Origin of the sequence: Vallitalea guaymasensis, from assembly GCF_018141425.1 — a bacterium.
Taxonomy (GTDB): Bacteria; Bacillota; Clostridia; order Lachnospirales; family Vallitaleaceae; genus Vallitalea; species Vallitalea guaymasensis.
In genome coordinates, this window is record NZ_CP058561.1 from 5,582,207 (window position 1) to 5,607,525 (window position 25,319).

Annotated in this window: 25 protein-coding genes; 2 read left to right on the top strand and 23 right to left on the bottom strand. The window is 31.0% G+C overall.

Annotated elements, in window-relative coordinates; translation table 11 throughout:
- Positions 1-83 precede the first annotated feature (83 nt).
- From HYG85_RS24080 to HYG85_RS24145, 14 genes are all read right to left on the bottom strand, one after another.
- Positions 84-713, bottom strand: coding sequence for a regulatory protein RecX (locus HYG85_RS24080; protein ID WP_212691751.1), 630 nt, complete (start codon positions 711-713; stop codon positions 84-86).
- Between the two features lie 201 nt (positions 714-914).
- Positions 915-1,991 carry a recombinase RecA gene (recA, locus tag HYG85_RS24085; protein ID WP_212691752.1) on the bottom strand — a complete coding sequence of 359 codons (1,077 nt, stop codon included), beginning with the start codon at positions 1,989-1,991 and terminating at the stop codon, positions 915-917.
- A gap of 182 nt (positions 1,992-2,173) precedes the next feature.
- Positions 2,174-3,403, bottom strand: a complete 1,230-nt coding sequence (locus tag HYG85_RS24090) for a competence/damage-inducible protein A (RefSeq protein WP_212691753.1) — start codon at positions 3,401-3,403, stop codon at positions 2,174-2,176.
- Between the two features lie 38 nt (positions 3,404-3,441).
- Complete coding sequence (gene pgsA / locus HYG85_RS24095) at positions 3,442-3,975, bottom strand: CDP-diacylglycerol--glycerol-3-phosphate 3-phosphatidyltransferase (RefSeq protein ID WP_212691754.1); 534 nt, start codon at positions 3,973-3,975, stop codon at positions 3,442-3,444.
- Positions 3,959-5,296 (bottom strand): 30S ribosomal protein S12 methylthiotransferase RimO, encoded by a 1,338-nt coding sequence (gene rimO, locus HYG85_RS24100; protein ID WP_113675669.1) that lies wholly within the window; start codon positions 5,294-5,296, stop codon positions 3,959-3,961. Before rimO ends, pgsA begins: the two co-directional genes overlap by 17 nt.
- Before the next feature lie 60 nt (positions 5,297-5,356).
- Positions 5,357-6,208 carry a bifunctional methylenetetrahydrofolate dehydrogenase/methenyltetrahydrofolate cyclohydrolase FolD gene (folD, locus tag HYG85_RS24105; RefSeq protein ID WP_212691755.1) on the bottom strand — a complete coding sequence of 284 codons (852 nt, stop codon included), beginning with the start codon at positions 6,206-6,208 and terminating at the stop codon, positions 5,357-5,359.
- A gap of 69 nt (positions 6,209-6,277) precedes the next feature.
- Positions 6,278-7,948, bottom strand: coding sequence for a formate--tetrahydrofolate ligase (locus tag HYG85_RS24110; protein ID WP_212691756.1), 1,671 nt, complete (start codon positions 7,946-7,948; stop codon positions 6,278-6,280).
- A gap of 63 nt (positions 7,949-8,011) precedes the next feature.
- On the bottom strand, positions 8,012-10,423 hold the full coding sequence (locus tag HYG85_RS24115) for an FtsK/SpoIIIE family DNA translocase (RefSeq protein ID WP_212691757.1): 2,412 nt from the start codon (positions 10,421-10,423) through the stop codon (positions 8,012-8,014).
- A gap of 81 nt (positions 10,424-10,504) precedes the next feature.
- On the bottom strand, positions 10,505-11,377 hold the full coding sequence (locus tag HYG85_RS24120) for an undecaprenyl-diphosphate phosphatase (RefSeq protein ID WP_212691758.1): 873 nt from the start codon (positions 11,375-11,377) through the stop codon (positions 10,505-10,507).
- Between the two features lie 77 nt (positions 11,378-11,454).
- Positions 11,455-11,655, bottom strand: coding sequence for a YlzJ-like family protein (locus HYG85_RS24125; RefSeq protein ID WP_113674824.1), 201 nt, complete (start codon positions 11,653-11,655; stop codon positions 11,455-11,457).
- Positions 11,655-12,368 carry a ClpP family protease gene (locus HYG85_RS24130; protein ID WP_212691759.1) on the bottom strand — a complete coding sequence of 238 codons (714 nt, stop codon included), beginning with the start codon at positions 12,366-12,368 and terminating at the stop codon, positions 11,655-11,657. Before HYG85_RS24130 ends, HYG85_RS24125 begins: the two co-directional genes overlap by 1 nt.
- A gap of 154 nt (positions 12,369-12,522) precedes the next feature.
- Positions 12,523-13,722: an aspartate kinase gene (dapG, locus tag HYG85_RS24135; RefSeq protein ID WP_212691760.1), complete on the bottom strand. Its 1,200-nt coding sequence runs from the start codon at positions 13,720-13,722 to the stop codon at positions 12,523-12,525.
- Between the two features lie 127 nt (positions 13,723-13,849).
- On the bottom strand, positions 13,850-14,437 hold the full coding sequence (locus HYG85_RS24140; protein ID WP_212691761.1) for a dipicolinate synthase subunit B: 588 nt from the start codon (positions 14,435-14,437) through the stop codon (positions 13,850-13,852).
- Positions 14,438-14,442: 5 nt separating this feature from the next.
- The gene (locus HYG85_RS24145; protein ID WP_212691762.1) at positions 14,443-15,351 is read right to left on the bottom strand and encodes a dipicolinate synthase subunit DpsA; all 909 of its coding nucleotides are present in this window, start codon (positions 15,349-15,351) and stop codon (positions 14,443-14,445) included.
- A gap of 214 nt (positions 15,352-15,565) precedes the next feature.
- Between HYG85_RS24145 and HYG85_RS24150 the strand changes: the two genes are divergently transcribed.
- Positions 15,566-16,081 (top strand): GNAT family N-acetyltransferase, encoded by a 516-nt coding sequence (locus tag HYG85_RS24150; protein WP_212691763.1) that lies wholly within the window; start codon positions 15,566-15,568, stop codon positions 16,079-16,081.
- Positions 16,082-16,147: 66 nt separating this feature from the next.
- Here the strand turns inward: HYG85_RS24150 and HYG85_RS24155 are convergent, their stop codons facing one another.
- From HYG85_RS24155 to HYG85_RS24165, 3 genes are all read right to left on the bottom strand, one after another.
- The gene (locus HYG85_RS24155; protein WP_212691764.1) at positions 16,148-17,221 is read right to left on the bottom strand and encodes a dipeptide epimerase; all 1,074 of its coding nucleotides are present in this window, start codon (positions 17,219-17,221) and stop codon (positions 16,148-16,150) included.
- Positions 17,222-17,263: 42 nt separating this feature from the next.
- Complete coding sequence (locus HYG85_RS24160; RefSeq protein ID WP_330619196.1) at positions 17,264-18,184, bottom strand: S66 peptidase family protein; 921 nt, start codon at positions 18,182-18,184, stop codon at positions 17,264-17,266.
- 81 nt (positions 18,185-18,265) lie between these two features.
- A complete protein-coding gene (locus HYG85_RS24165; protein ID WP_212691765.1) occupies positions 18,266-19,441 on the bottom strand; it encodes an anhydro-N-acetylmuramic acid kinase in 1,176 nt (391 codons plus the stop codon).
- Between the two features lie 185 nt (positions 19,442-19,626).
- On the opposite strand from HYG85_RS24165, the gene HYG85_RS24170 reads away from it, so the two are divergent.
- Positions 19,627-20,049 carry a DUF1801 domain-containing protein gene (locus tag HYG85_RS24170; RefSeq protein ID WP_212691766.1) on the top strand — a complete coding sequence of 141 codons (423 nt, stop codon included), beginning with the start codon at positions 19,627-19,629 and terminating at the stop codon, positions 20,047-20,049.
- On the opposite strand, the gene HYG85_RS24175 is transcribed toward HYG85_RS24170, so the two are convergent.
- The 6 genes from HYG85_RS24175 to HYG85_RS24200 form a co-directional block, all read right to left on the bottom strand.
- Positions 20,043-21,089 carry an ArsR/SmtB family transcription factor gene (locus tag HYG85_RS24175; protein WP_212691767.1) on the bottom strand — a complete coding sequence of 349 codons (1,047 nt, stop codon included), beginning with the start codon at positions 21,087-21,089 and terminating at the stop codon, positions 20,043-20,045. The two genes, HYG85_RS24170 and HYG85_RS24175, sit on opposite strands and share 7 nt — an antisense overlap.
- 77 nt (positions 21,090-21,166) lie before the next feature.
- A complete protein-coding gene (locus HYG85_RS24180) occupies positions 21,167-21,778 on the bottom strand; it encodes a class I SAM-dependent methyltransferase (RefSeq protein ID WP_212691768.1) in 612 nt (203 codons plus the stop codon).
- A gap of 6 nt (positions 21,779-21,784) precedes the next feature.
- Positions 21,785-22,408, bottom strand: coding sequence for a hypothetical protein (locus HYG85_RS24185; RefSeq protein WP_212691769.1), 624 nt, complete (start codon positions 22,406-22,408; stop codon positions 21,785-21,787).
- A gap of 100 nt (positions 22,409-22,508) precedes the next feature.
- Positions 22,509-23,594 carry an FAD-binding protein gene (locus HYG85_RS24190; RefSeq protein WP_212691770.1) on the bottom strand — a complete coding sequence of 362 codons (1,086 nt, stop codon included), beginning with the start codon at positions 23,592-23,594 and terminating at the stop codon, positions 22,509-22,511.
- Positions 23,595-23,704: 110 nt separating this feature from the next.
- Entirely contained in the window at positions 23,705-24,520 is an 816-nt protein-coding gene (locus tag HYG85_RS24195; protein WP_212691771.1) for an ABC transporter permease, read from the bottom strand.
- Positions 24,520-25,314 carry an ABC transporter ATP-binding protein gene (locus HYG85_RS24200; protein ID WP_113674809.1) on the bottom strand — a complete coding sequence of 265 codons (795 nt, stop codon included), beginning with the start codon at positions 25,312-25,314 and terminating at the stop codon, positions 24,520-24,522. The genes HYG85_RS24195 and HYG85_RS24200 overlap by 1 nt, the downstream gene beginning before the upstream one ends.
- Positions 25,315-25,319 lie beyond the last annotated feature (5 nt).

Consider the following 25,319-nt stretch of genomic DNA (forward strand, 5'->3'; position numbering starts at 1 on the left):
ATAACGTTTTAGATATTATGTCAAGTTTTAATGAAAACTCTTTTAAATAATATACATATTCCATAACGTTTTTTACATATTTATTATGTATTCGTTAACTTTTCATTTTGTATAAATTGATTAATTACTTTACTAATTAAACCATAATTATAACCTTTTCTCATTAAATAACTTATCATTCTTCTTTTGATTTTATTATCTATAGTATCTAGATTTTTATATTTTTTATAAATCAAATTATATGCTATATCTTCTTCGCAAATTTCTGTATAATCTGCAAATTCTTCAACTATATCTTTTGATATGCCTTTTCTTATAAGTTCTATATTGATTTGTTTCAAACTTTTCTTCGTTTTGTTATAATTTATGTATTTTTCCGTATATTTTCTATCATCAATAAAGTTGTACTCTTCCAAAAACTCAATAACTTTATTAATTATATATTGATTATAACCTGTCTCTTTAAGTTTTTTTATAATTTCTTTCTTAGGCATATCTCTTCTTTGTAATAGTCTAAAAGCCCTATTTTTAGCCCTAGGATATACATAATCTCTATATATTTTGTGTAATATTTCTTCTGATAACAAATCATTTTCTTTTAATTTCAAGAACTTTAGTTCCTTATAGGTAACAAAAAACAAATATTCATCATCTATATATATATCATAATAATTTTTAAATCTTTTATTCTGAATAATATTTGTAATAATCATAAATATCCTTTCTTAGGATACATTAGTATAATATATCTATCCTTAAAAAGAGGCTGTCTTATAATCTATTTTCATGCCTATCAATAAGTTGTAAGATAGTCACTGTCCTTACACCTACATTGATGTAAAAATGGATTATGAGAAGCCCCTTATCATCTATCATTATAATTCAATCAAGTATATTTAATAAAACACAACTAATTACTTCTTAGCTTTTTTTGTGTCAGTTGTTTCTTTTTCTTTTTTAGGCTCGCTATTCTTTTTATTTGTGTCCTGTTCTCCATCTACTGGTATCTCAAAATGCTTTCTTACCAAATTCTCTATCTCCGTCAATAATTCAGTATTATCACTTAAATATTGTTTTGCATTTTCTCTACCTTGTCCTAATCTAGTCTCATTATAAGAATACCAAGCACCGCTTTTATTAACAATATTTTCTTGAGTTGCCAAGTCTAATATATCTCCTACTTTTGATATACCTTTTCCGAACATTATATCAAATTCGGCTGTTTTGAATGGTGGCGCTATTTTATTTTTGACTACTTTTACTCTAACTCTATTTCCAATGAAATCAGTACTTTGTTTCAGTGTTTCTATTCTTCTAACATCAAGTCTGACTGATGAATAAAACTTAAGCGCTCTACCTCCAGTTGTAGTTTCTGGATTACCGAACATTACTCCAACTTTTTCACGCAACTGATTAATGAAGATAACAACACATTTTGACCTGTTTATTACTGCTGTCAGCTTTCTTAGTGCTTGAGACATAAGTCTTGCTTGAAGCCCCACATGAGAATCTCCCATTTCTCCTTCAATTTCTGCTCTTGGTACAAGGGCGGCAACAGAGTCCACTATAACAATATCAATTGCACCAGAACGTACCATTGTTTCTGTTATCTCAAGAGCTTGTTCTCCATTGTCTGGCTGTGATATATATAAATTATCTATATCTACACCTATCTTTTTTGCATACTCAGGGTCTAATGCATGCTCAGCATCCACAAAACCAGCTATTCCACCTTTTTTTTGTGCTTCTGCTACCATATGTAATGCAACAGTTGTTTTACCACTTGATTCTGGCCCATAAACTTCAATGATTCTTCCTTTTGGTATACCTCCAGCACCAAGTGCTATATCTAAACTAAGTGACCCTGTAGGAATAGTTTCAATGTTCATATTCTCTCTGGATTCACCTAACTTCATTATGGAACCTTTACCATATTGCTTCTCAATATTGGATATCGCTGCCTCTAACGCTCTTTTTTTATCATCTTTCATATAGTCCCTATTAACTAGGTTCCCCCTTTCAAATTAAAAAACCGAACTTATGTTCGTTTATAATTATAATATATTATTTTAATTACGTCAATACATTTTTTACAAATATTTCAATAATCCATATAGTTCTTATAGTTTAAAATTAAGCCTATGTTAATCATAGACTTAATTTAGATATATCACTATTTGATTTTGTTCCATAACATTATAAGGCTCTCTACTACAGCTCTCGTTCTGATTTTCTGTCTATTACCGTAAAAATTGCACTTTTTGACTGTAGTAACACCTTTATATGATACCCCTATGTAAACAAGTCCTATAGGCTTTTCTTCTGTGCCTCCAGTGGGTCCTGCAATGCCTGTAATGGATATAGAGGCAGACGTATCGCATTTGTCAATTAGTCCTTCTGCCATTTCCCTTGCTGTTTCTTCACTGACTGCACCAAATTCTTCAAGGGTATCTTTTCTAACCCCAAGATATTTCATTTTCGCTTCATTGGAGTAAGTAATAAATCCTTCCTTATATACATCAGAAACTCCAGAACAATTAATGATTCTGCCGCTTAGCAGTCCACCAGTACAGGATTCAGCTACAGACAGAGTCAGATTCTTATTCTTCATTATATGAACAATTGTTTCCTCAAGAGTCTTTTCATCAGTAGTATATATATATTCTCCAACATGATCAGCCACTTTTTGTTCCATAGCATCAATTAATTTGATAGCTTTTGATTCTTCATTGGTCTTGGCTGTTATCCTAAGATGAACCTCTCCATCTTTTGCATAAGGAGCAATGGTAGGATTGGTTTGGTTATCTATAACGTCTTGCAATATGTTTGCAACCGTACTTTCTCCTATACCACATAATTTTAAAGTCCTTGAGAAAATAACACCTTCATTTAACTTTTTCAATTCTTTTTTGACTCCCTTTTCAAACATGGGTACCATTTCACTTGGTGGTCCAGGTAATACAATGATTATATTGTTTTTTGTTTTTACAATAAATCCTGGAGCCGTTCCATTATCATTTTCAAGAACAATAGCCCCTTCTGGTATATATGCCTGTTTTAAATTATTTTCTGTCATAGGTATATCTCGTTGTTTGAAGAAATCAACTATCCTCTTTTTGGATTCCTCGTGTTCAATAAGAGGTAAACCTAACACTTGTGCAATAGTTTCTTTAGATAAATCATCAGTTGTAGGCCCCAACCCCCCAGTTGTGATAATGATGCTAGTCCTATTCATAGCATTTTCTATTGTTTCTTGTAATCTATCAACATTATCGCCTACAACTGATTGGTAGTAAACAGAAATACCCATATCTGCCAATTGTCTTGATAAGTACCTTGCGTTAGTATTCAAAATATCTCCGAGTAGTAATTCTGTTCCAATGGCTATTATTTCAGCAGTCATATGGTATCATCCTTTCAAAATTCCTTTAAGCATTAAATTTATTCCTTAAATATATTAATATTCTTTGTTATATAATCAAGGGCAGATATTACTGTAAATAATAAAGATGCATAGATAAGTATTTGTTCAATAACAACTATACCTTCAAAATTAAAATTACATAGAATAACTATAATCATAATCATTGTAATCATGGTTTTTATCTTTCCCCACCATCCTGCTGCAATAACAATACCTTTATTGGCAGCAACAAGGCGAACTCCACTGATTATGAATTCTCTACCGATAATTACTATAACAATCCATGCAGCCAATTCTTTAACTTCTACTAGATAAATGAGTGCTGATGCCACTAATAACTTATCAGCCAGTGGGTCCATGAATTTTCCAAAATCAGTTACTAGATTTCTTGATCTAGCTAAATGTCCATCAAGAAAATCTGTTAAACTTGCTATTATAAATATTATGACACCTATGATATTGCCATATGGTGCTTCAATTATATATAGTGACAATAAAAAAAATGGAATTAATATAACACGAAACAAAGTTAACTTATTCGCTATATTCATTGATAATCTCTCCTATTAAATCATATTCATTAGATGAACTAACTCTAACATTAATTATATCTCCCGACATTAATTCATAAGGACAACTTACAAATATCATGCCATCTACATCAGGAGCATCACGATAAGTCCTTCCACAGTATACTCTATCCTCTGGCATATATCCTTCAATAATGACAGAATAGGTTTTACCTACCAACTCTTCGTTAATAGACTTGGATATCCCTTGCTGCAGTGCCATTATTTCATCTTTTCTAGCTTCTTTTATATCATCATCTATCTGATCTTCAAATAAAGCAGCAGGTGTACCTTCTTCCGGCGAATATGAAAAAACTCCTAATCTATCAAATCTAACATCTTGTACAAATTCTTTCATATCTTCAAATTGTTCTCTAGTCTCTCCAGGGAAACCTGTAATAAGTGTAGTTCTAAGGCAAATATCCGGTATTGCTTTTCTAAGTTTAGATATGGCGTCTGTAATCATTTCTTTTGTGCCTTTTCTTGCCATTCTTCTTAATATATCATTATTGGCATGTTGAATAGGCATATCTAAATAATTAAGAACTTTTTCTTCATCTCTCATTACTTCAATTAATTCGTCTGTTATTTCTTCTGGATAACAGTATAATAATCTAATCCATTCAATACCATCCACCCTACATAACTCTCTCAGTAAAGCTGGTAATTTTTTTTCTCCATAAATGTCAATACCATATTTTGTTGTATCTTGAGCAACCAGTATTAACTCTTTCACACCATTTTGCGCTAAATACTTAGTCTCTTCTATAAGACTTTCCATTGTTCTGCTTTTTATCTTTCCTCTGATTTTAGGAATAATACAGTAAGTACAATGATTATCGCAGCCTTCAGCAATTTTAAGATAAGCAGAATACCCTGTAGAACTGATTACTCTGTTAATATATTCTTCAGGAACATGGTCGTTATCTTCAAAAGCCACATATTTCTTGTTATCAAGTACTGATTCAACTGCTTCAATCACTTTGTCGTAATTAGAAACTCCTAAAATAGCATCTATCTCAGGCATTTCTTTTATAAGTTCATCTTGATATCTCTGAGCAAGACAACCTGTTACAATCAAAGCTTTACATTTTCCATTTTCTTTGTATTGCCCCATCTCTATGATTGTGCCTATACTCTCTTCTTTTGCATCTTGAATGAATCCACATGTATTTACAACTATAACATCTGCTTCTGTTTCATCATTTATTAATGTATATCCCTTGTCTCTTAATAATCCTAACATGACTTCACTATCCACAAGATTCTTATCACAACCAAGTGAAATAAATGAAATTTTTATGTTCAATAAGAACACTCCTTTTTCTTCAAGTTATTTAATCTCTGTCATAGAATATAACTATTATTTTAACATATTATTGGCTGATTTTACGCAATTGCTCATAAGCATTGCTATTGTCATAGGACCAACACCACCTGGTACAGGAGTTATGGCACCTGCTATTGCAGAACATTCGTCATATTTAACATCTCCACATAATTTACCATTATCAAGTCTATTCATTCCTACATCAATAACTGTAGCACCTTCTTTTACAAAATCTTTTGTAACAAAGTTGGCTCTACCTATTGCAACAACTAATATATCAGCATTTTTACATATCTCTTTAATGTTTTTAGTTCTAGAATGACATATTGTAACAGTACCATTTTCTTTTAATAATAACATGGATACTGGTTTACCAACAATATTACTTCTTCCTATAACTACACAATTTTTTCCTTCTATCTCTATATTATACCTCTTAATCAGCTCTATAATACCTGCTGGGGTACATGAAACAAAACCATCTCTGCCTATACTAAGGTTTCCTACACTATATGGATGAAAACCGTCTACATCTTTTGATGGATCTATAGCCAACAGAATCTTCTCTTCATCAATATGTTTTGGTAATGGCAACTGAACTAGAATTCCGTGTACGTCATCTCTGTCATTCAATTCATTAATTAACTCAAGAAGTGCTTCTTCAGTAGTCTTTTCATCTAATTCATAAGCCAGAGATCTCATTCCAACGTATTCACAAGCTTTCTTCTTATGCTTCACATAAACTTGTGAAGCAGGGTCTTTACCAACCAAAACAACTGCAAGAGTAGGCTCTACACCCTTATTCTTCAATTCTTCTACTTTTATAATAAGCTCATCCTTAATGTCTTTGGATGTTTTCTTTCCATCAATTATGATAGCATTCATTAGTGATTCCTCCTTATTTATCTTATGGGAAAGTCCTACAGAAAACGAGGCATAGCCTCTTCTCTTTGTCTAGAATAATCCACTTATCTTTCCAGTCTCATCTACATCAATATTTTCTGCTGCCGGTTTTTTAGGTAATCCTGGCATAGTCATAACATTTCCAGTTATAGCTACAATAAAACCTGCTCCAGCTGATATGTTAATTTCCCTAACAGTTATATCAAAACCTTCTGGTCTACCTAATAACTTAGCATTATCAGAAAATGAATACTGTGTTTTTGCTATACAAACAGGTAATTTATCAAGTCCCATATCAATTATCTTCTTAATAGATTTCTTTGCTTTTGGTGTATAATTAACATTGCTTGCTCCATATATCTTAGTAGCTACACACATGATTTTATCTTCTATACTATCATTCTCATCATATAAAGGTGTAAAATTGCTTTGTTTCGTTTCTAGTGTCTCAAGTACTTTCTGAGCTAATTCTATACCGCCTTTACCACCTTTTTCCCAAACTTCTGAAATAGCAAATTCGCATCCCATACCTTCGCATTTCTCTTTTACTAGAGAAATTTCTTCATCGGAATCTGTTACAAATGAATTAAGGGTAACAACAATAGGTACGTTATACTGTTGTAGATTCTCTATATGTTTTTCTAGATTAACAAAACCTTTTTCTACTGCCGAAACATTAGCAGTCCCAAGCTCTTGTTTTCTTATTCCACCATTATACTTCAACGCTCTTATAGTTGCTACAATAACAATAGCATCTGGCTTAAGATTACCCTTTCTACATTTAATATCCAAAAACTTTTCAGCTCCAAGATCAGCACCAAATCCAGCTTCTGTAATAACAATATCACCAAGCTTCAATGCCAATTTTGTAGCTCTTATACTATTGCAACCATGAGCAATATTTGCAAAAGGTCCACCATGCATAAGAGCAGGTGTATTTTCTAGAGTTTGAACAAGATTAGGTTTAATGGCATCTTTCAATAATGCTGTCATAGCACCTTGTGCATTCAGATCACCAGCAGTCACTGGGTCACCATTATATGTATAGGCAACTATGATTCTACTTAATCTATTCTTAAGATCTTCTAAGTCACTAGCTAGACATAATATAGCCATTACTTCTGATGCAACAGTAATCATGAATCCATCTTCTCTTGGAACTCCTTGCATTTTACCACCTAGACCGACAACAATACTTCTAAGAGCTCTATCATTCATATCAACTACTCTTTTCCATACTATCTGTCTTGGATCAATCCCCAAGGTATTACCTTGCTGCAGATGATTATCAAGCATCGCCGACAATAAATTATGAGCAATACTGACAGCGTGAATATCACCAGTAAAATGTAAATTGATATCTTCCATAGGTACAACTTGTGCATAACCACCACCAGCTGCACCACCTTTTATACCCATACAAGGACCTAATGAAGGTTCTCTAAGTGCGATGATAGCATTCTTTCCCAATTCTCCCATAGCCTGACCAAGACCTACTGTTGTAGTTGTTTTACCTTCACCAGCTGGAGTTGGATTGATAGCTGTTACAAGTATGAGTTTTCCATCTTCATTACTTTCTACTTTTTTATATAACTCATCAGTTACTTTAGCTTTATATTTACCGTAAAATTCAATGTCATCTTCTGTCATACCTAATTTTCCAGCTATTACACTAATCGGTTCCATTTTAGCTTCATTAGCTATTTGAATATCTGTTTTCATTTCCATTTCTCCTTCTAATAAAAATTAGTCATTATTAAAGTAAATATTTATAACTTTTAGTTATTACTCGTCTTCTGATGTTGCTGATACTTGATTTTTCATTTCTTCATATTCTTCTTTTGTTATTAAAACTTTTCTAGGTTTACTTCCTTCCTCACCACCTACTATACCTGATTCATGTAGTTGGTCAACAATTCTAGCTGCTCTGTTATAACCAACTCTGAATCGTCTTTGTATCATGGAAGCAGAAGCTTTCTGCTTTTCAATAACTAATTCCAATGCTTCATTATAATAGTCATCTTTATCGTCTTGTTTTCCAAGAACAGCTTTGTCAGATGAAATCTGACTTATAATCTTATCATTATAAATGGTTTTCCTGCTCTCTTTCAAGAATTCTACAATATGTTCAACTTCTTTATCTGATATAAATGCTCCTTGTACCCTTAGAGGCTTTTGAACTCCTACAGGATAGAATAACATATCACCTTTACCAAGGAGTTTTTCTGCACCATTCATATCAATGATAGTTCTTGAATCAGTACCTGAAGATACTGAAAAAGCTATTCTTGATGGTATATTTGCTTTGATTAGTCCTGTAATTACATCTACAGAAGGTCTTTGAGTCGCAATGATCAGATGTATACCAGCGGCTCTTGCCATTTGCGCCAGCCTACAAATTGCATCTTCAACATCATTTGGAGCAACCATCATCAAGTCAGCCAATTCATCAACTATAATTATGATATGTGGTAATGAGGAACCTTCGCCAGTTTTGGCTACAAGTTTATTATAACCTTTTACATCTCTTACATTCGATGCAGCAAATAATTTATATCTATCTGACATTTCACTTACTGCCCAGTTAAGTGCACCTGCTGCTTTTTTAGGATCTGTTACAACAGGTATTAATAGATGTGGAATGCCATTATAAACACTAAGTTCAACTACTTTTGGATCAATCATTACTAACTTAACCTGTTCTGGAGTTGATTTATAAATAATACTTGTAATCAAAGTATTTATACATACACTTTTACCAGAACCAGTTGCACCAGCAATCAACATATGAGGCATACGTCCAATATCTGCAACGATTACTTTGCCTGCTATATCTTTACCAAGAGCAAATGCAACGTTGGATGGAAATTGCTTGAAATCTTCTGTATCTATAACCTCTCGTAAATATACTGAACTAACTTCTTTATTAGGTACTTCAATACCTACTGCTGATTTACCAGGGATAGGAGCTTCAATCCTTATACCTGATGCCGCAAGATTCAATGCAATATCATCTGCCAAAGATACTATTTTACTAACTTTTACACCTTGTTCAGGTTGTAATTCATATCTGGTTACTGTAGGACCGCAACTAACATTTAGCACTTTAGCTCTAACACCAAAACTCTCAAGAGTCTTCTCTAGCTTATCAGCATTTTTGAGAATTGCACTTTTGGAACCTTTATTACCACCCAAAGGATTTTTCTTTAATAAGTCAATGGATGGGAATTTATATTCTACATTTTCTGGTTGATCTTTTTGAATTTCTTCTTCAATAGTCTTATCTGTTGATTCTATTGATTTAGTAGGTTCTTTAGCTTGAATTACCTCAACCTGTTTAATTTCTTCTTTTTGTGGTACATATTTTTCTTCAATAGGTTTATGTACTACTTCTTTTTCTTCTTCTAGAAAATTCTCTATTGGCTCATCATCAATGCTAAGTGATACCTTACTGAGAAAACTGACCTTCTCATTATTATCTTCTTTTTCATCTTCTTCATCATATTTAGAATATTCTTCAATCATATTTTCTCTAGCTTCTCTTGATTTTTCAATTACATTTTGACTACCGTCTTTTACTTTCTTACCAATATTCTTGATAAATTTGAATAAAGATTTTTGAGTTAATAGGATAATAATTATTATCAGTAGTAAAATAAGTACTATATAAGTTCCTATCTTTCCAATAAATAAAATAAGTAAATCACCAAACAATCCGCCTAAATATCCTCCTGCTACTCTAGTTGTAGATAATTTGTAATAATTAGCCAAGGTTGGTAAAAACCCTTTTAAGCCAATTACTTTTAAAATCTGCACTCCTTTAATATGTGTAACATGTGCAAATATGGATATGGTCAATAATAAAATACAACCTAGATATATTCGATTATTCAGTAATTTATTTCCTTTATTAAATATTTTAAAAAATGAAGCCAAAAATATTATTATTGGTATTAAATACGCACTTACTCCAAATAATCCAAAGAACAGATTATTAATGATTCTTCCTAATGCTCCTGCTTTATCAAAATAAACACTAACAAACATGAGTAATGAAAAAGCAAAAAATGTTAAAGCTATTATTTCGTATTTTATATCATTGGAAATTAATTCTTCATCTTTTTTCTTTGTTGTAGTTTTTTTAGTAGATGTCTTTTTCTTAGGTGATTTAGTAGATGTTTTCTTCTTAGGTGCCATATCACTACCCCCTCTTCTTTATGTTTATTTGTACCCTAATCTTAAGTATTCTCTTAAAATCATTACCAAGTCCCTTGTTGTCTATAAGACAAAATGGGAAATTATTATGATTATGCCAATCACAAAACAATAATATGCGAAATAGTGCAATTTATTCTGTTTAATCAACTTAATCAAAAATTTGATACATATGTATCCAACAAAAGCAGATACAGCCATTCCTACCACATAAGGTGCTGTTATAATAGTAGAAAGTGTATCCCACTCTAAATCTTTTATTTGTAATATCATTGCTCCAATTACTGCTGGTAAGGACATCAAAAAAGAAAATTTAACAGCAAATTCTTTATTCAACCCTCTAAGAAGCGAAGCAACAATTGTTGAACCAGAGCGTGATATACCTGGAAGTCCAGCGAATCCTTGAAAAGTACCTATTATTATAGCGTCTTTATATGAAGTCTTACCTTCCTTCTTAGTACCTGATTTCAGTTTTATAGTTGAATATAGTAAAAATCCAGTAATAATCAAACAGATTCCCGGAACTAATAATATATCAAAAGATTCAATGATTTTTTCTTCTAATATTAATCCGATAATTGCTGTGGGAATACTGGCAACAATGATAAGCATCACGAATTTCTTCTTATCATTATCAATAATCTGTGGAACCTTCTTATTATTCTTGTAAATCAAATTCCCTATACTTATAATTATGTATTTGAATAGACGACCTATTAATCCTAACCCGCTGACTATTAAATCAATGACATCTTTATAATAAACTGCAATAATTGCTACGAGTGTTCCAATATGTAGTAAAACCTCAAATAGAATGTTATCCAGCTGTAAGCCTAATATATGTCTTGATATAGCCAAATGACCAGAGCTGCTGATAGGTAAAAACTCAGTTACCCCTTGAACAATTCCCATAAGAATTGCCTCAAAAAATGACATAAAAATCCCCCTCATACCTATGCATGTTATATTTTAACCCTTTTACCATATTATTTCAACCCAAGAATAAAGCATAGCTACATTTTTAATTCACTTCCAGGACTTAGTTCTTTATTAAGATATACTTTTAAATCAGTAGATATGACTCTTTTTACAATATATTTGTCATCTTTTTTATATACTTGAACCGTATTCCCTTCATATGTCACTTCTTCATATTTGAAATCATCTTCAGTAGTGGGAAATAACTCCTCATAAGGTATTATAGAATAATACATTAGGACTCTTCACCTTCTTTTTTATTCTCTTCAATCATATCATATAGTTTTTTTATAGCTTTGTCTATGCCACCTAATTCATCAATAATCCCTTCTTCAACAGCTTCTTCTCCCACAATTATTGTTCCAACATCTTTAGCTAATTTTCCAGTATCTAACATAAGCTGTTTTAATCTATCTCTACTTATCTTGGAATTTCTAGTAATGAAATCCACTATTCTATCCTGCATCTTATCAAAATATTCAAAAGTCTGAGGAACTCCAATTACTGTTCCACTCATTCTTACAGGATGTATTGTCATTGTTGAACTTGGTACTATAAAAGAATACTTGGTTGATACAGCAAGTGGTACACCAATAGAGTGACCTCCACCAAGTACTATAGAAACAGTAGGCTTGCTAAGTGAAGCTATCATCTCTGCTATAGCCAGTCCAGCTTCTACATCTCCTCCGACTGTATTAAGAAGTAATAATAAACCATCAATACTGTCACTTTCTTCAATAGATGCCAGTTGAGGTAATACATGTTCATATTTAGTAGTTTTATTTTGCTGAGGTAAACAAACATGTCCCTCCACTTGCCCAATGATAGTTAGACAATGTATCCTATCATCTTCCTTGTCAATTGTAACTTGTCCATATTCTTTAACTTCTTGTGGATCAGCTTTTTCATCATTTTTATTTTGTTCATTAGTCTTTATATTTTTATCCATTATATTTCGCCCTTCAATATTTTTATATTTGTACATATATTATGCGAATAAATCTAAAATTTCATTCATTCTATTTGGACGAATTGATATATTGAACTTAACGTATAATATATCTATCATTAAGTTCAATATATCAATAAAAACATTCAACTTATTAACCAAGCATAAATTCTTTATGAAGAGCTTCAGCTGCTATTACCAAATCTTTTTCTTTTATCAGACATGCTATTGTTGATAAAGAATCTGCTGTCTGTAATATTTCAACGGATGATTTACTTAGACAACGAATAATCTTAGCCATTACTCCAGGAACACCAGTTATCTTTTCCCCAATGATTGTAACCTTACAACAATCATCGATAAAAGTATAAGGTGCTTCATATTTTTCAATTAATCTGATAACTTTATCCTTACAGACATCATCTATTGTAAATACTTTCCTTTCAGGGAAAATATTAATAATATCAATACTTACATTTTCTCTAGCAAGATCAGTAAAGAAATTCTCATCATCAATATCTCCTTTTATAGAAACCTGAGTTATATTTGTTTTGTGAGCAATACTAGTTATCAATTTATCTTCAATGGTTTTCTTTCTCTCAACACCAATATGTCTTTTTATACTTGTTCCTTTTGAATTGTTGAAAGTATTTTTAATAATTAATGGTATACCTGCTCTTCTAGCTACCTCGACAGCTCGTGGATGTATAACTTTTGCTCCACTTCCAGCCATTTGAAAAACTTCATTATAGCTTATTTCATCAATTATTTTAGCACTCTTACATATTCTAGGATCAGCGGTCATTATGCCATCAACATCTGTATATATCTCTACTGCACTAGCATTCAATGCTTCACCAAGTAATGATGCTGTTGTATCACTTCCACCTCTTCCAAGAGTTGTTACATCGTTTCCTATAGTAACACCTTGAAATCCAGCTACAACAGGAATCTTGCCTTCATTTAACAGTTTCATCAGTGGTTCTGTATTAATGTTAATTACATCAGCACTATTATAATTATCATCGGTAATTATTCCAGCACCGCCGCCAGTCAATGCACAAGCATCTATCCCACTTTCAAGTAAAGTATTAGTTAATACAAGTGAAGATATTATTTCACCTACTGACATAAGTAGATCTATTTCTTTTGACGATAATTTCGTATTTTTATAATTAACTAAATGAAGTAGTGAATCCGTAGCATATGGAGCACCTAGTCTACCAATAGCCGAGACTACTACTACAACATTATCGTATATTTTTTTAGCTTCCATTATCTTATCAGCAACATTCTTTCTTGTTTCTTCTGTTGCCATAGATGTACCGCCAAATTTTTGAATTAATATATTCATACACTCACCCCTACATTAATATTTCAAGGAATCCTAGATAGAATAAAGTATCCTTGAAATTATTTTTTCTTCTTTATCTTTAACTAAATATACCATATACTCACAATTTTGAAAAGGTTTTTATCTACTAATACTGTATAAGTACAGGTTGTTTCTGCCTTCCTTCAAATGCCTCAATAACTGTATCATAGATTAAATCCATCTTAGCTACTAATGAATTTTTTTTAGTCACATGATTATCCTGACCAAATGGAACAAAATAAACATTCCTTGTATTCATGAGGGTACCAAAATTCTTGAAATTAAGAGCTAATCCATCATTGGTAGCTATGGCAATAACAACAGGCTGACAATTCCTTAGAGTTGCTTTTATCGCCATCAATACTCCTGTATCGGTAATGGCATTAGCCAGTTTACCTAATGTATTACCAGTACATGGTGCAACAACTAACATATCATAAAGCCTCTTAGGTCCTATTGGCTCAGTTTCTTCTATTTTTGTTTGAACCTTATGTCCAGTTAAATCCTCTAGTCTCTTCACGAAATCTTTTGCATTACCAAATCTAGTATCGATAGAATAAGCATTACTAGACATTATTGGAAAAATCTCAGCACCATTATCTATCAATTGTTTTATGGGATCAAAGACTCTTGCCAACGTACAGAATGAACCACATAAAGCAAAACCAATTTTCTTACCTTCTAATTCTTTCAAATTACCTACTCCTTTCCTGACTTATTGTTCCTTCCATATATCTCTTTTTCGATAACACCACTAATAATTTCAGCTGCTGTTTTTGGTGAATATTTTCCTGGTATTCCACGAGCATTTATAAATTTATTTGTGTTACCTTCATAGACATTTGCTATATCTATAAAAATATAATCATCAAGTTTTTTTGATAAATCAATATCAATAAGTGCTACAGGAATTGTGTTGATTACATAGTTGAATTTCTCTAGATTAATAATGAAATTACTATCATCCAAGAAATCTCTGATCAAATAATCTACTCTTAACAATTTATTATCCTGTATCTTAGCTGTTTTTAATTTATTGATTGTAGCCATTATCAATTCTTCATTATTAGCAGAAGCTACATATACATCCATGTTCAGTTTCTTTGCCAGGTCCCCTATTGCCATACCACATCTTCCATAACCTAAAACTAGACACTTATTATTCGCAAGAGTAATTCCTACATTCTCTATCATCATACTAAGTACACCTTCTGCTGTTGGTATTGAATTAAGTATCGCAAACTCATCTTCAGCTACAATATCAAATAAGTGAATATTATTTTCTTTTGCATACTCTAATACCTCTTCAGAATAAGGACCTGAAAAAATATATTGCTCTGATGTAATTAGATTGAATAGATCTTTGTATAATATTTTTTGCTTTGAATTAGCAGCAAAGATATGTTCATTATCCTTAGAAAAAGGTATAGGACAAATTATAAAACTTGCATCTTTTACCGCTTCTTCCAAAGATGTTGCTTGCTTAACATTACTAGATAGCTCTTTATGCTCGTTGCCCAAAATAAAAACTTGATTATTATTAGAAAATATGTTTGCTAGATAAATCTGTCTTAAATCTCCACCAATTACTGCTATTTTGTTTTTCATATATTATCATCACTTACTTAGTACTTTAATAATAAAATATGTTTTTTACAGGCTATATGTGACCCCTGAATACTAAATTTGCATGTACTACATAAATATAATCATTACTTAGACAATGTACCCATTAAACTTAAATCACATATATTGTAATAACTATTTTATAAAATGGAATCCTATATATAAATATCTAAAACAACTTGGTCAGGTGAATTTCATGAAAAAATATTCCGTATTAGAAAATCAAGAATTCAAATTTCGTGAGATAAAGCGTAGAGATTACAATTTAATAAAGAAATGGTATAAAAACAGTAATGATGCAGAATCAATATCCAATAATTCTACCAAAAGGATTAGTCCAAGAAAATGGTATAAAGATTATAAAAAAGATTGTGACCTATTAATTTATATCATTGAAGAGAAAAATATTTATTGTATGCCTATTGGCGCTGTAATACTTCGTGTAATTGATGAAAACAATGTAGAATTGGGTGGTTATGTTATTGGTGAGTCTTCTGCTAAGAAACAAGGCTATGGTATAAAAGTAATGAAGCTTGTGCAAAAAATCATATTCAATAAATTAGGTTGCAAGTATTCTTATCTAAAAGTTAATTGTAGCAATAGACCAGCTGTTGAAACATATATTAAATGCGGATATAAGATAAATTCTTTTATAGAGAAAAAAAATCATGATATGTATATCATGAGAGCAGTCAACAAAACTTGTACTTAATAATTAAAGGGGCTGTGGGATAATACATTTTGGAGATGTCTACAAGTTTTGGAAGATAGACTAGGTTTAGCTAGACAGCCCCTTACCAAAGCCAAAACCAGATTCTTGGTTAAATAATATGTTATTTTTATGATATGATATACCCCCTACTAATTGACTTTCACTACATAAAAGGGGTACATCCAAATCTACCTCTATTATATTTTTTTTAGCCGCTCCTACATGAGCTGCAGCTGTAACTCCTATATTACTTTCCATCATTGAACCAATCATACATTTCATTCCAGCTGTTTCAGCTAATGATACAATCTTTAGGGCATTATAGATTCCTCCTGTTTTCATTAGCTTGATATTGATTATATCTGCTGCTCTTTTATTAATTATATTCATAGCATCTGCAGGTGAAAACACACTTTCATCTGCTAATATAGGTATATTCACGTTGTTGGTGACAAACTTTAATCCATCTATATCTTTTCCATGAACTGGCTGTTCCATAAGATAAATATTAATATCCTTTTGTTCCATTCTTTTTATAACATAAACTGCTTCCTTTGGCTCATAGCCTTGATTAGCATCAACTTTAATCTTAACTTTATCTCCTACAGCTTTTCTGATGGCTTGCATCCTTCTAATGTCTAAATCAGAATCCTTACCAACTTTTACTTTCAGATTATCAAACCCTTCATTGACAGCCTTCAAACTATCAGCTGCCATTTCATCAGGTGTATTCAGACTGATAGTAATATCCGTTTTTAATTTATTTCTATAACCACCTAATAATCTGTATACTGGTGCATTATATAATTTACCATACAAATCATACAATGCTATGTCTATAGCAGCTTTTGCACTGGTATTTCCAACTATACATTTATTAAGTGTTGTCAATATATCTTCAAAATTACTTACATCTTTTCCTATAATCAGTGGTCTAATAAAATCAATTGCACCTAATATGGAACTATTTGTGTCTCCTGTTATTACAGCAGTGGGTGATGCTGCACCATAACCTCTAGCCTGTTCAGTAACAATCTCTACAATAATAGCTTCTATATGATATAAAGTCCTAAGAGCAGTTTTAAATGGTTTATTTAAACCTATCGATAATTGATCAGTTCTTATATCTAATATTTTCAACTAATTCCCCCATAATCAATTTCTTGATTTTATATATTGCCATTAATTATTATCAACAATCAGTTGACACTTATCAGCATCCAAGTATGTATCTGATCCCAAGGGCAGTGTAACCATGGGAATACAATGTCCTGCTTTTAAATTATAGATAGTAGGTTTCTTAAAAGGTTTTATGATATCATAAAATACTTCCTTCAGACTTTGACTCACTTCATCTTCAAGTGGTATACAATCTTTGAAATCACCTAATACGATACCCTCTGCATCCCTTAACTTTCCTGCATTTTTCAATTGTGTAAGTGAACGGTCTATTACATAAGGTCTTTCTCCAACTTCTTCAATAAATAGAATCTTACCTTTTGTATCAATTTCATAGGGTGTACCTAGAGTTGACACAAGCAATGATAAATTACCACCTGTCAGCTTACCTTTTGCTGTACCGGAACACATACATTTCATAGCAGTCCCAGGAGGATTTCCAATATTGATATTACTCTTAGTACCTATACATGATAAAAAGCTTTTTTTAGTGAATTCGTCCATTCCATCCAGCATATCTACTCCTGCCATAGGACCATGATAGGTAACCATATTGCATAATTGATTGAAAGCTATATGAAGGGCTGTAATATCACTATAACCCACAAATACTTTAGGATGATTTTTTACCCATTGGTAATTAATTAAGTCCAGTATTCTAGTAGTCCCATAGCCACCTCTCAAACATATGATTCCTTTTACATTGTCATCTAAAAACATATTATTGATATCTTTTGCTCTTAATTTATCTTCACCAGCTAAATATCCATTCTGACTATAACAGCTGTCACCCATCTTCACTCTAAATCCAAGTTCCTCTAAATGTTTTTTTGCCATATTCACGTTATTTAATGTAGTAGGGCTGCCAGGTGCAATAACACCAATCATATCTCCAGTTCTTATATTCCTTGGTCTAATAATCATGACCACCCCCATTAATCTTTTCTATAATAAGTAAATTAATATTCTATTACTATATATTCTAAATTTAGATAAAGTATTCCTTTAATAAGGTAACGCTAGTTTACCCATACTAATTCCTCTATTCGCACCTGTAGCTGATGGTAGATTATTATTATTGCCCTGTAAAAATTCATTTCCCAGTACTGCGAACTCAATAGCCTCTTTTGCATCTGACGAATATCCCCATTGATCCATTATTGATACCTCTTGTTTAAGTCCGTCTTTTAGACCCTTCATAATAGTATTATTATAGACTCCTCCACCACTTACGATTACTTCATCAATATTGTGATGGACATCAATATAATTATTAAAATGCATTATTATTGACCTAATAGTATAAGCTGTTATTGTTGCAACAATATCTTCAAATCCCAGATTTCTAGAAATACCCTCATCATATAAATTCTGTGCTAATTCAAATGTATATTGTTCTCTACCTGTACTCTTAGGTGGTAATTTAGTTAAAAAACTATCCTTATTTATAATAACATCCAACCAATTGTTACAGACTTCTCCTTTAGAAGAAAAATGCCCATTGGCATCATATGTATTTTTATTATTTGTTCCTATAGAGACAACAGCATCTATTAGCATATTACCTGGTCCCATATCAAAAGCAACCACTTCTTCTGGTTTTGCATCAGCTTCTATAAGAGATACATTACTGATGCCACCTATATTAATTAACGCTCTCCCTTTGGTTTTATTATTGAATAATAGATAATCAACAAAAGGAACTAATGGTGCTCCTTGACCGCCAACAGCCATATCACTTGGGCGAAAATCTCCTACTGTAATCACCCCTGTTCTATTTGCTATGACAGCTAATTCTCCAATCTGTAATGTGGCAAAATATTCAGGACTATGATATATTGTTTGTCCATGAGAACTAATAAAATCCACATCAGTTTTATCAATTTTTGCTTTTTCAATAACTTTCATAGCTGCTTCTGCCATCTTCTCACCTAGATATACATTCATCTTACATATATCTTCAACTGTTGAGGTTTCATTAGCACATATATCAAGGATCTTGTTTCTCTCTTCTAAATTATAATTGAGTGTAGCAAACTCTAGAAGTTTTACTTTTGTTTCAATTGAAGACTTTTCAATCTCTACAAGAGCGGCATCTACACCATCTAGTGAAGTTCCTGACATTAACCCTATAGCAATTTTTTTGTCTTTACTAATTATTTTTTGAAGTTTATCTATCAAAGTCACCATTCCTTTAGCTTAATTCAGCATTAGTTTTTTTATAGTTAAGAAATATTATTTCATATATATGGTATCATATATAAAATTATATTTCAATATTATATAATTATAAATTTAATTATGGTAAATCCAAAAAAATTATATTAAAATAAAGTATAGGGCATATTATTAGCGAGGTGAGAATTATGGCAGAATTAAAAACTAAAATGAATGATACTGATCCTATGGAATTCTTATTGCAAGTTGAAAACGATAAACGAAGAGAAGATAGTATTAAACTATTACAAATCATGAAAAACCTGACAAAAGAACAACCCAAGATGTGGGGTCCTAGTATTATTGGATTCGGTAAAATGGAATACAAAAACACTTCTGGAACCCATGATTGGATGATGACAGGCTTTTCACCTAGAAAACAAAATCTAACCATATATATCATGGATGGATTTACAATGTATGAACAACTTCTTTCCAAATTAGGTAAACATAAACTAGGTAAATCCTGTTTGTATATTAATAAACTGGAAGATATAGATATTGATATTCTAGAAGAATTAATATCTAAGTCTATAGAATATATCAAGAGTAAAAAACCTATAAGTTACTGATTAATATATTCATAAATATACAATACCAAACTATCAATAATTCTTTGATTAAGGTGGTAATTAATATAATTACCATCTCTAATCTTAGTTACTATATCAGTATTATATAAAATTTTTAAATGCTTGGAGATACATGCTTCAGTTAAATTCAATCTATCTGCTAACTTTTGAGTAGACATAGGCTGCCTATATAGATTACGAATAATTTTCATTCTGGTTTCATCAGCAATGGCTTTAAAAATATTTAATGTATCTTTTGGTAATTTATCATCATCATATGAAGTAATATAAGTTGGTATTATTAAACTTATTAGTTTCTGGTTTTCATCCGTCCCTAATAATAAATGAGGAATTATATAACTGTCCACTTTGAATATTACTTGGTTTATATTTTCCTTATTTACTTCAAACAGTTTATATTTATGGAAATTGATTTTATTATCTGTTACCTCTATTCTAGGGTGAAGAGAATGTATATAATCATAAACTGATATTTCTTTACACCTTTCAAATTCTCTTTTTAGCTTCCTAATTAATATTGGTTCAGTGAAACTTAACTCATTCACAAAATAATTATAATAATATTCTTTTAGAAATATTATAAATTGTTTTTTATACTCCTTATGTCCTTTTAGACATTCTACATATTTATTGGGAATACTGCTATTGTAATAATTACTGTTAATAGCATTAATAATGGATTGCTTATCTATTTCACCATTAAATATAGTGTAAAAGAAATCCACTTCACTAATATTAGCTATTTCACCAATACATTCAGAAATACTAATATCCCATAATTTTTTATTCTCTAAAAAACCGATGACACCTAAAAAATTACTAGTCACATTAGCATAAAACAATATTTTATCTTTTATCTCTGTAGGCAATTTTTTAATCATTTCTTCTGCCCAAATTTGTCTAGGCATATGATGCTCATGTTTTGATAAAACATGAAGGCTACCTAATAACTCATGAAAAGGAGAATACAAAAAATAGATATTAATATCATTGTCTCTATCAAAATATGTTAAGTACATTAATTATTATTCCTCCTTCTCACTTTATGTTCTTATGCCTTATTGTATAATTAAAAATAACATAGATTAATGATTGTCTATTTCTCTTTACTTGTTAAAATCATGGATAGAAAATTACGGTCTCCTTCAAGAATTGTTTCGTCACATTTTATTACCTTGAAATGGCTTTTCACAATATCTAACAATTCATCTCTTAGGTAAAAAGCAAAAAATCTTTTAGGTTCATATATATCTTCTTCATATATCCCTTCTGTTGACACTCCACCATACAATCCTAAATAGAAAATACCGTTTTTCTTAAGGACTCTTTGAACTTCATCTAAAACAATGTGAATGTCTTTTTTTGGTACATGCAATAAGGTATTCATAGACCAAATAAGATTGAACTGTTCTGGTTCAAAATCCAAGTTATAGAAATCCATTACTTCTCCTTCTAGATCTTTTGCCAGGCATATATCAATCATGCTTTTTGATATGTCGATGCAATAAACATCCAATCCTTTTTTAGTGAAATACTCTGCAAAGGTCCCTGAACCAGCACCAAGGTCAAGTAATTTCAACTTATCATCATTTATCTGTGATAAGAACTTATTGATCTCATTCCTCTTCCAATCAGGAATTATAGAACTCCTTAGGTTCGCATTTTTATTATAACTCTTTCTTATTATCTCTTTTATATTATTATCCATATAATCTTATCTTTCACCCCTATATATTTTTATAAAATCTCTTTCTGGACCAACTATTCCATCAGGATTAACCCATTCTACTGTTACTGGATCATAACTATATAACCAAGATTTAGATTTTTCGTTATCCTTTATTACAATAATATGGCTATAAGTAAAAGCAAAATCGCAGTACTCTTTAATAGCTATTTTATTAAATGTCTGTTCTGGATCATTATACAATAAAAATGCAATTAAATCACCGTTAGTATCTATACCTATACCCACTGGATATCTTAACGAAGTAAAATCCCATAACCTCATCATTTGAGGTATATTATCTATTTTCCTTGGTAATTCTCTGTCATTTACAGGGCTTTCTAAATAATAATCTATTTCACCAATATCGAATACTTCACCATTATTATCAAGTACTAGCGACCTATAATATCCCGAAACCAATTGTTTGATGTTATCCATTACAAAATTAAGTTGTATGTTATCTTCTTCATCTTTACTGTGGGTATCAAACCAATAAACACTATCGTTATCTGCTTCAATAATAGTATTAGTCTCTTCTAGTTTTGTCAAATCCAAATCCCAAATATTATAATAATCCAATTCATTACTCTTTATCTTCTTATTAATCACTGTTTCCAATCTGCTTTTTTATTATTTCACGTCCTTCATATCCCTATCAGTATAAAAATTTTATTTAACCCTTTTATATACACACCCTCATTTAGTAATACTATTTATCTTTTTGATTGATATCTTTTATATCCATACTCAATACTCTCGATTTCATAATTACTTTACGTAAAAACTTATTATACATTATAAAAGCTTTCAAATTCTTTATGATAATGTTTAATTTGATCTTTTTGATTTGTTTAGTATAATTCCTTGCGAATTTCAGATCGTAATTATTGATACTATGTGCTAACATAGTACCACTTTTTAATGCATAACTTATTCCTTCAGCTGAGCTAGGACTTATAAACCCTGCTGCCTCACCTATTAATACAACATTATCTCTAATTAGATTAATCTGCTTAAGTTTTCTTGTTCTCATTATTAAAGTTCCAGTTTTTTTATATTCTTCACCTATATCAAAACCATAATTACGAAGTTTTTCTATAAGTAAGTCAAATTTTTCATTAGCTTCATTATTATCTAGTATGGCTGAACCTATTAGAATGTAGCTTCCTTTTTGTATAATCCAAGAATAGAAATCTGTTATATCTTTATCAAAAATTGATGTATAATAAGGCATCTCATTATTTGTTTTATACCATTTTTGTATAGATATGTATGTGTTTGGTATAGTACAATCTGTAAATGCCTGTCTTCTGACTTTTGAAGTTGCTCCATCTGCTCCCACTAATATTTTTGTTTTAAGAACAAATTCTTTATTGCCCTCCCTGTATTTTACTTCTATGTAGTCCTTTTGTTTTTTATGTGAAGTGAATAAGCAGTTGAACTTAATCTCAACTGTAGAAGGTATTAAAGATACCAACCATCTATCAAACTTCTCCCTATCAACATTGATATAATGTCTTTGATAATGTTTCTCCATTCCATTGTCAAAATCAACTGATTTTACGCTAAACATCTGTGGTCCAGTCAATACATCTTTGGGAATACCTAATCCAAGATGCGCTAACATTTTCTGTGCATCGGGAGCAATTAAACCTCCGCAGCATTTTTCTCTCTTATATTCTATATCTTCATTAAGGTTTCTTTTATCAATTAATAAAATCTTATATCTATTATCTAACATTCTAGCTAGAGTTGCACCAGCCGGTCCAGCTCCTACTATGACTATATCATACATCTATTTGCTCCTTTGCTACTATTTAGAGTCCATTAATATTCATACTTATTATACTTTTCTTATATACCCATGTCAATATAGCTAAGGAGCATGGTTTTACATTCATATTTTTAAAATAACGTAGCTGTACCATTTTTTATTGCATTCTTTTCTCCAGCCCTCATCATCAGATAAGAAACTATCATCAAGATTACTCCAATTAATATACATATAACATATTCTTGCAATAAGTTACTTATACCAGTATTATACATAAGTGATTTTCTTAAAACTATAATTACATATGTCAATGGAAATAAATATCCAATAGCTTTTGCCCACATGGGCATATGCATAAATGGCAACTTAGCTCCAGTAAACATCTCTGTGGGTTCCTGGAATATTGTGAATAGAAACCCGCTATCTCTGGATAATAAAAATAAGCTATTCAGAAATACTCCCCATATTACTGCTAGTATACATAGTAATATGATACTAAAAATGGCAGATAATATATTTACATTAAGAAAGTCTCTGTAAAAGGCAATCATACCTACCGAGAAAATAATAAACATCCACACACTTCCAAATAATGAAGCTATGCTATTACCAATTAACATTCCCATCCTATTAGACGGAGACATATATATCAATTCCAATGTACCTGACATTCTGAGCAGATAACTGGATTGCCACGCAGATTGTATAAGAGTATAAAAAAACCTCATGGCAACAAATCCAATCAAGAGATACAAATATATTTCTCCATCATGTTGAAGACCTATTTTCCTAAGTAATACAGTATTATTAAATGGTTTATAAGAATAATAGATATTAATAAATCCTATAACCGGCCATATAAACAAAGATAAGTATATACTTTTATTAAAAAAATAATTTTTATGTTGAGCAATAACATTAGCCCATACCAATCTAACAAAATTCATCATATCACTTCCTTATTTTCTATGGAAACCTCTTTTGCCATCATAAGTAGAACATCCTCCAGGTTACCATCTTCAGTTGTTGACATCTTAGTTATATCCTCGACTGAACCTTCTTTGAGAAGTTTTCCTTCATTTAATATGTATATATATCTACATAATTCTTCTACTTCCTTCATGTAATGAGTTGTTAATAATATTCCTTTGTCCTGTTTCTTAACCAATTCTAGAAAGAACTCTCTCATTTCTTTTGCTATTTGAATATCAAGTCCTAAGGTAGGCTCATCCAGGAAAATGTAGTCTGGATCATTAATCAGTCCTCTTGCTATCTGTAATCGTTGTTTCATACCTTTTGAAAATTTCTCCACTGGTATATTTTTCTTATCTTGTAATCCTACAAGTTCTAATAGATAATCTATTCTTTCATTTAGATATTTTCCATGTAACCCATACATACTGCCAAAATATTTAAGATTCTCTTTAGCAGTAAGACGCCAATATATCATCCTCTCTCCACCTGCTATCATATTTACTTTACTTTTGATTATTTTTTCATTTTTCTTGATATCCATTCCATCATATATAATATCTCCTCTTGTTGGTTCAAGCAGTGTAGAAAGCATCTTGACCGTTGTAGTTTTTCCCGCACCATTAATACCCAATAGACCTGTTATTTCACCTTTTTTTATATTAATACTTAGATTATCAACTGCTTTCAAGTAATTTTTATTGGTCTTAAAGAAACCTTTACTTTCTTTTGTTACATATGTCTTGCATAGTCCTCTAACTTCTATCATATATC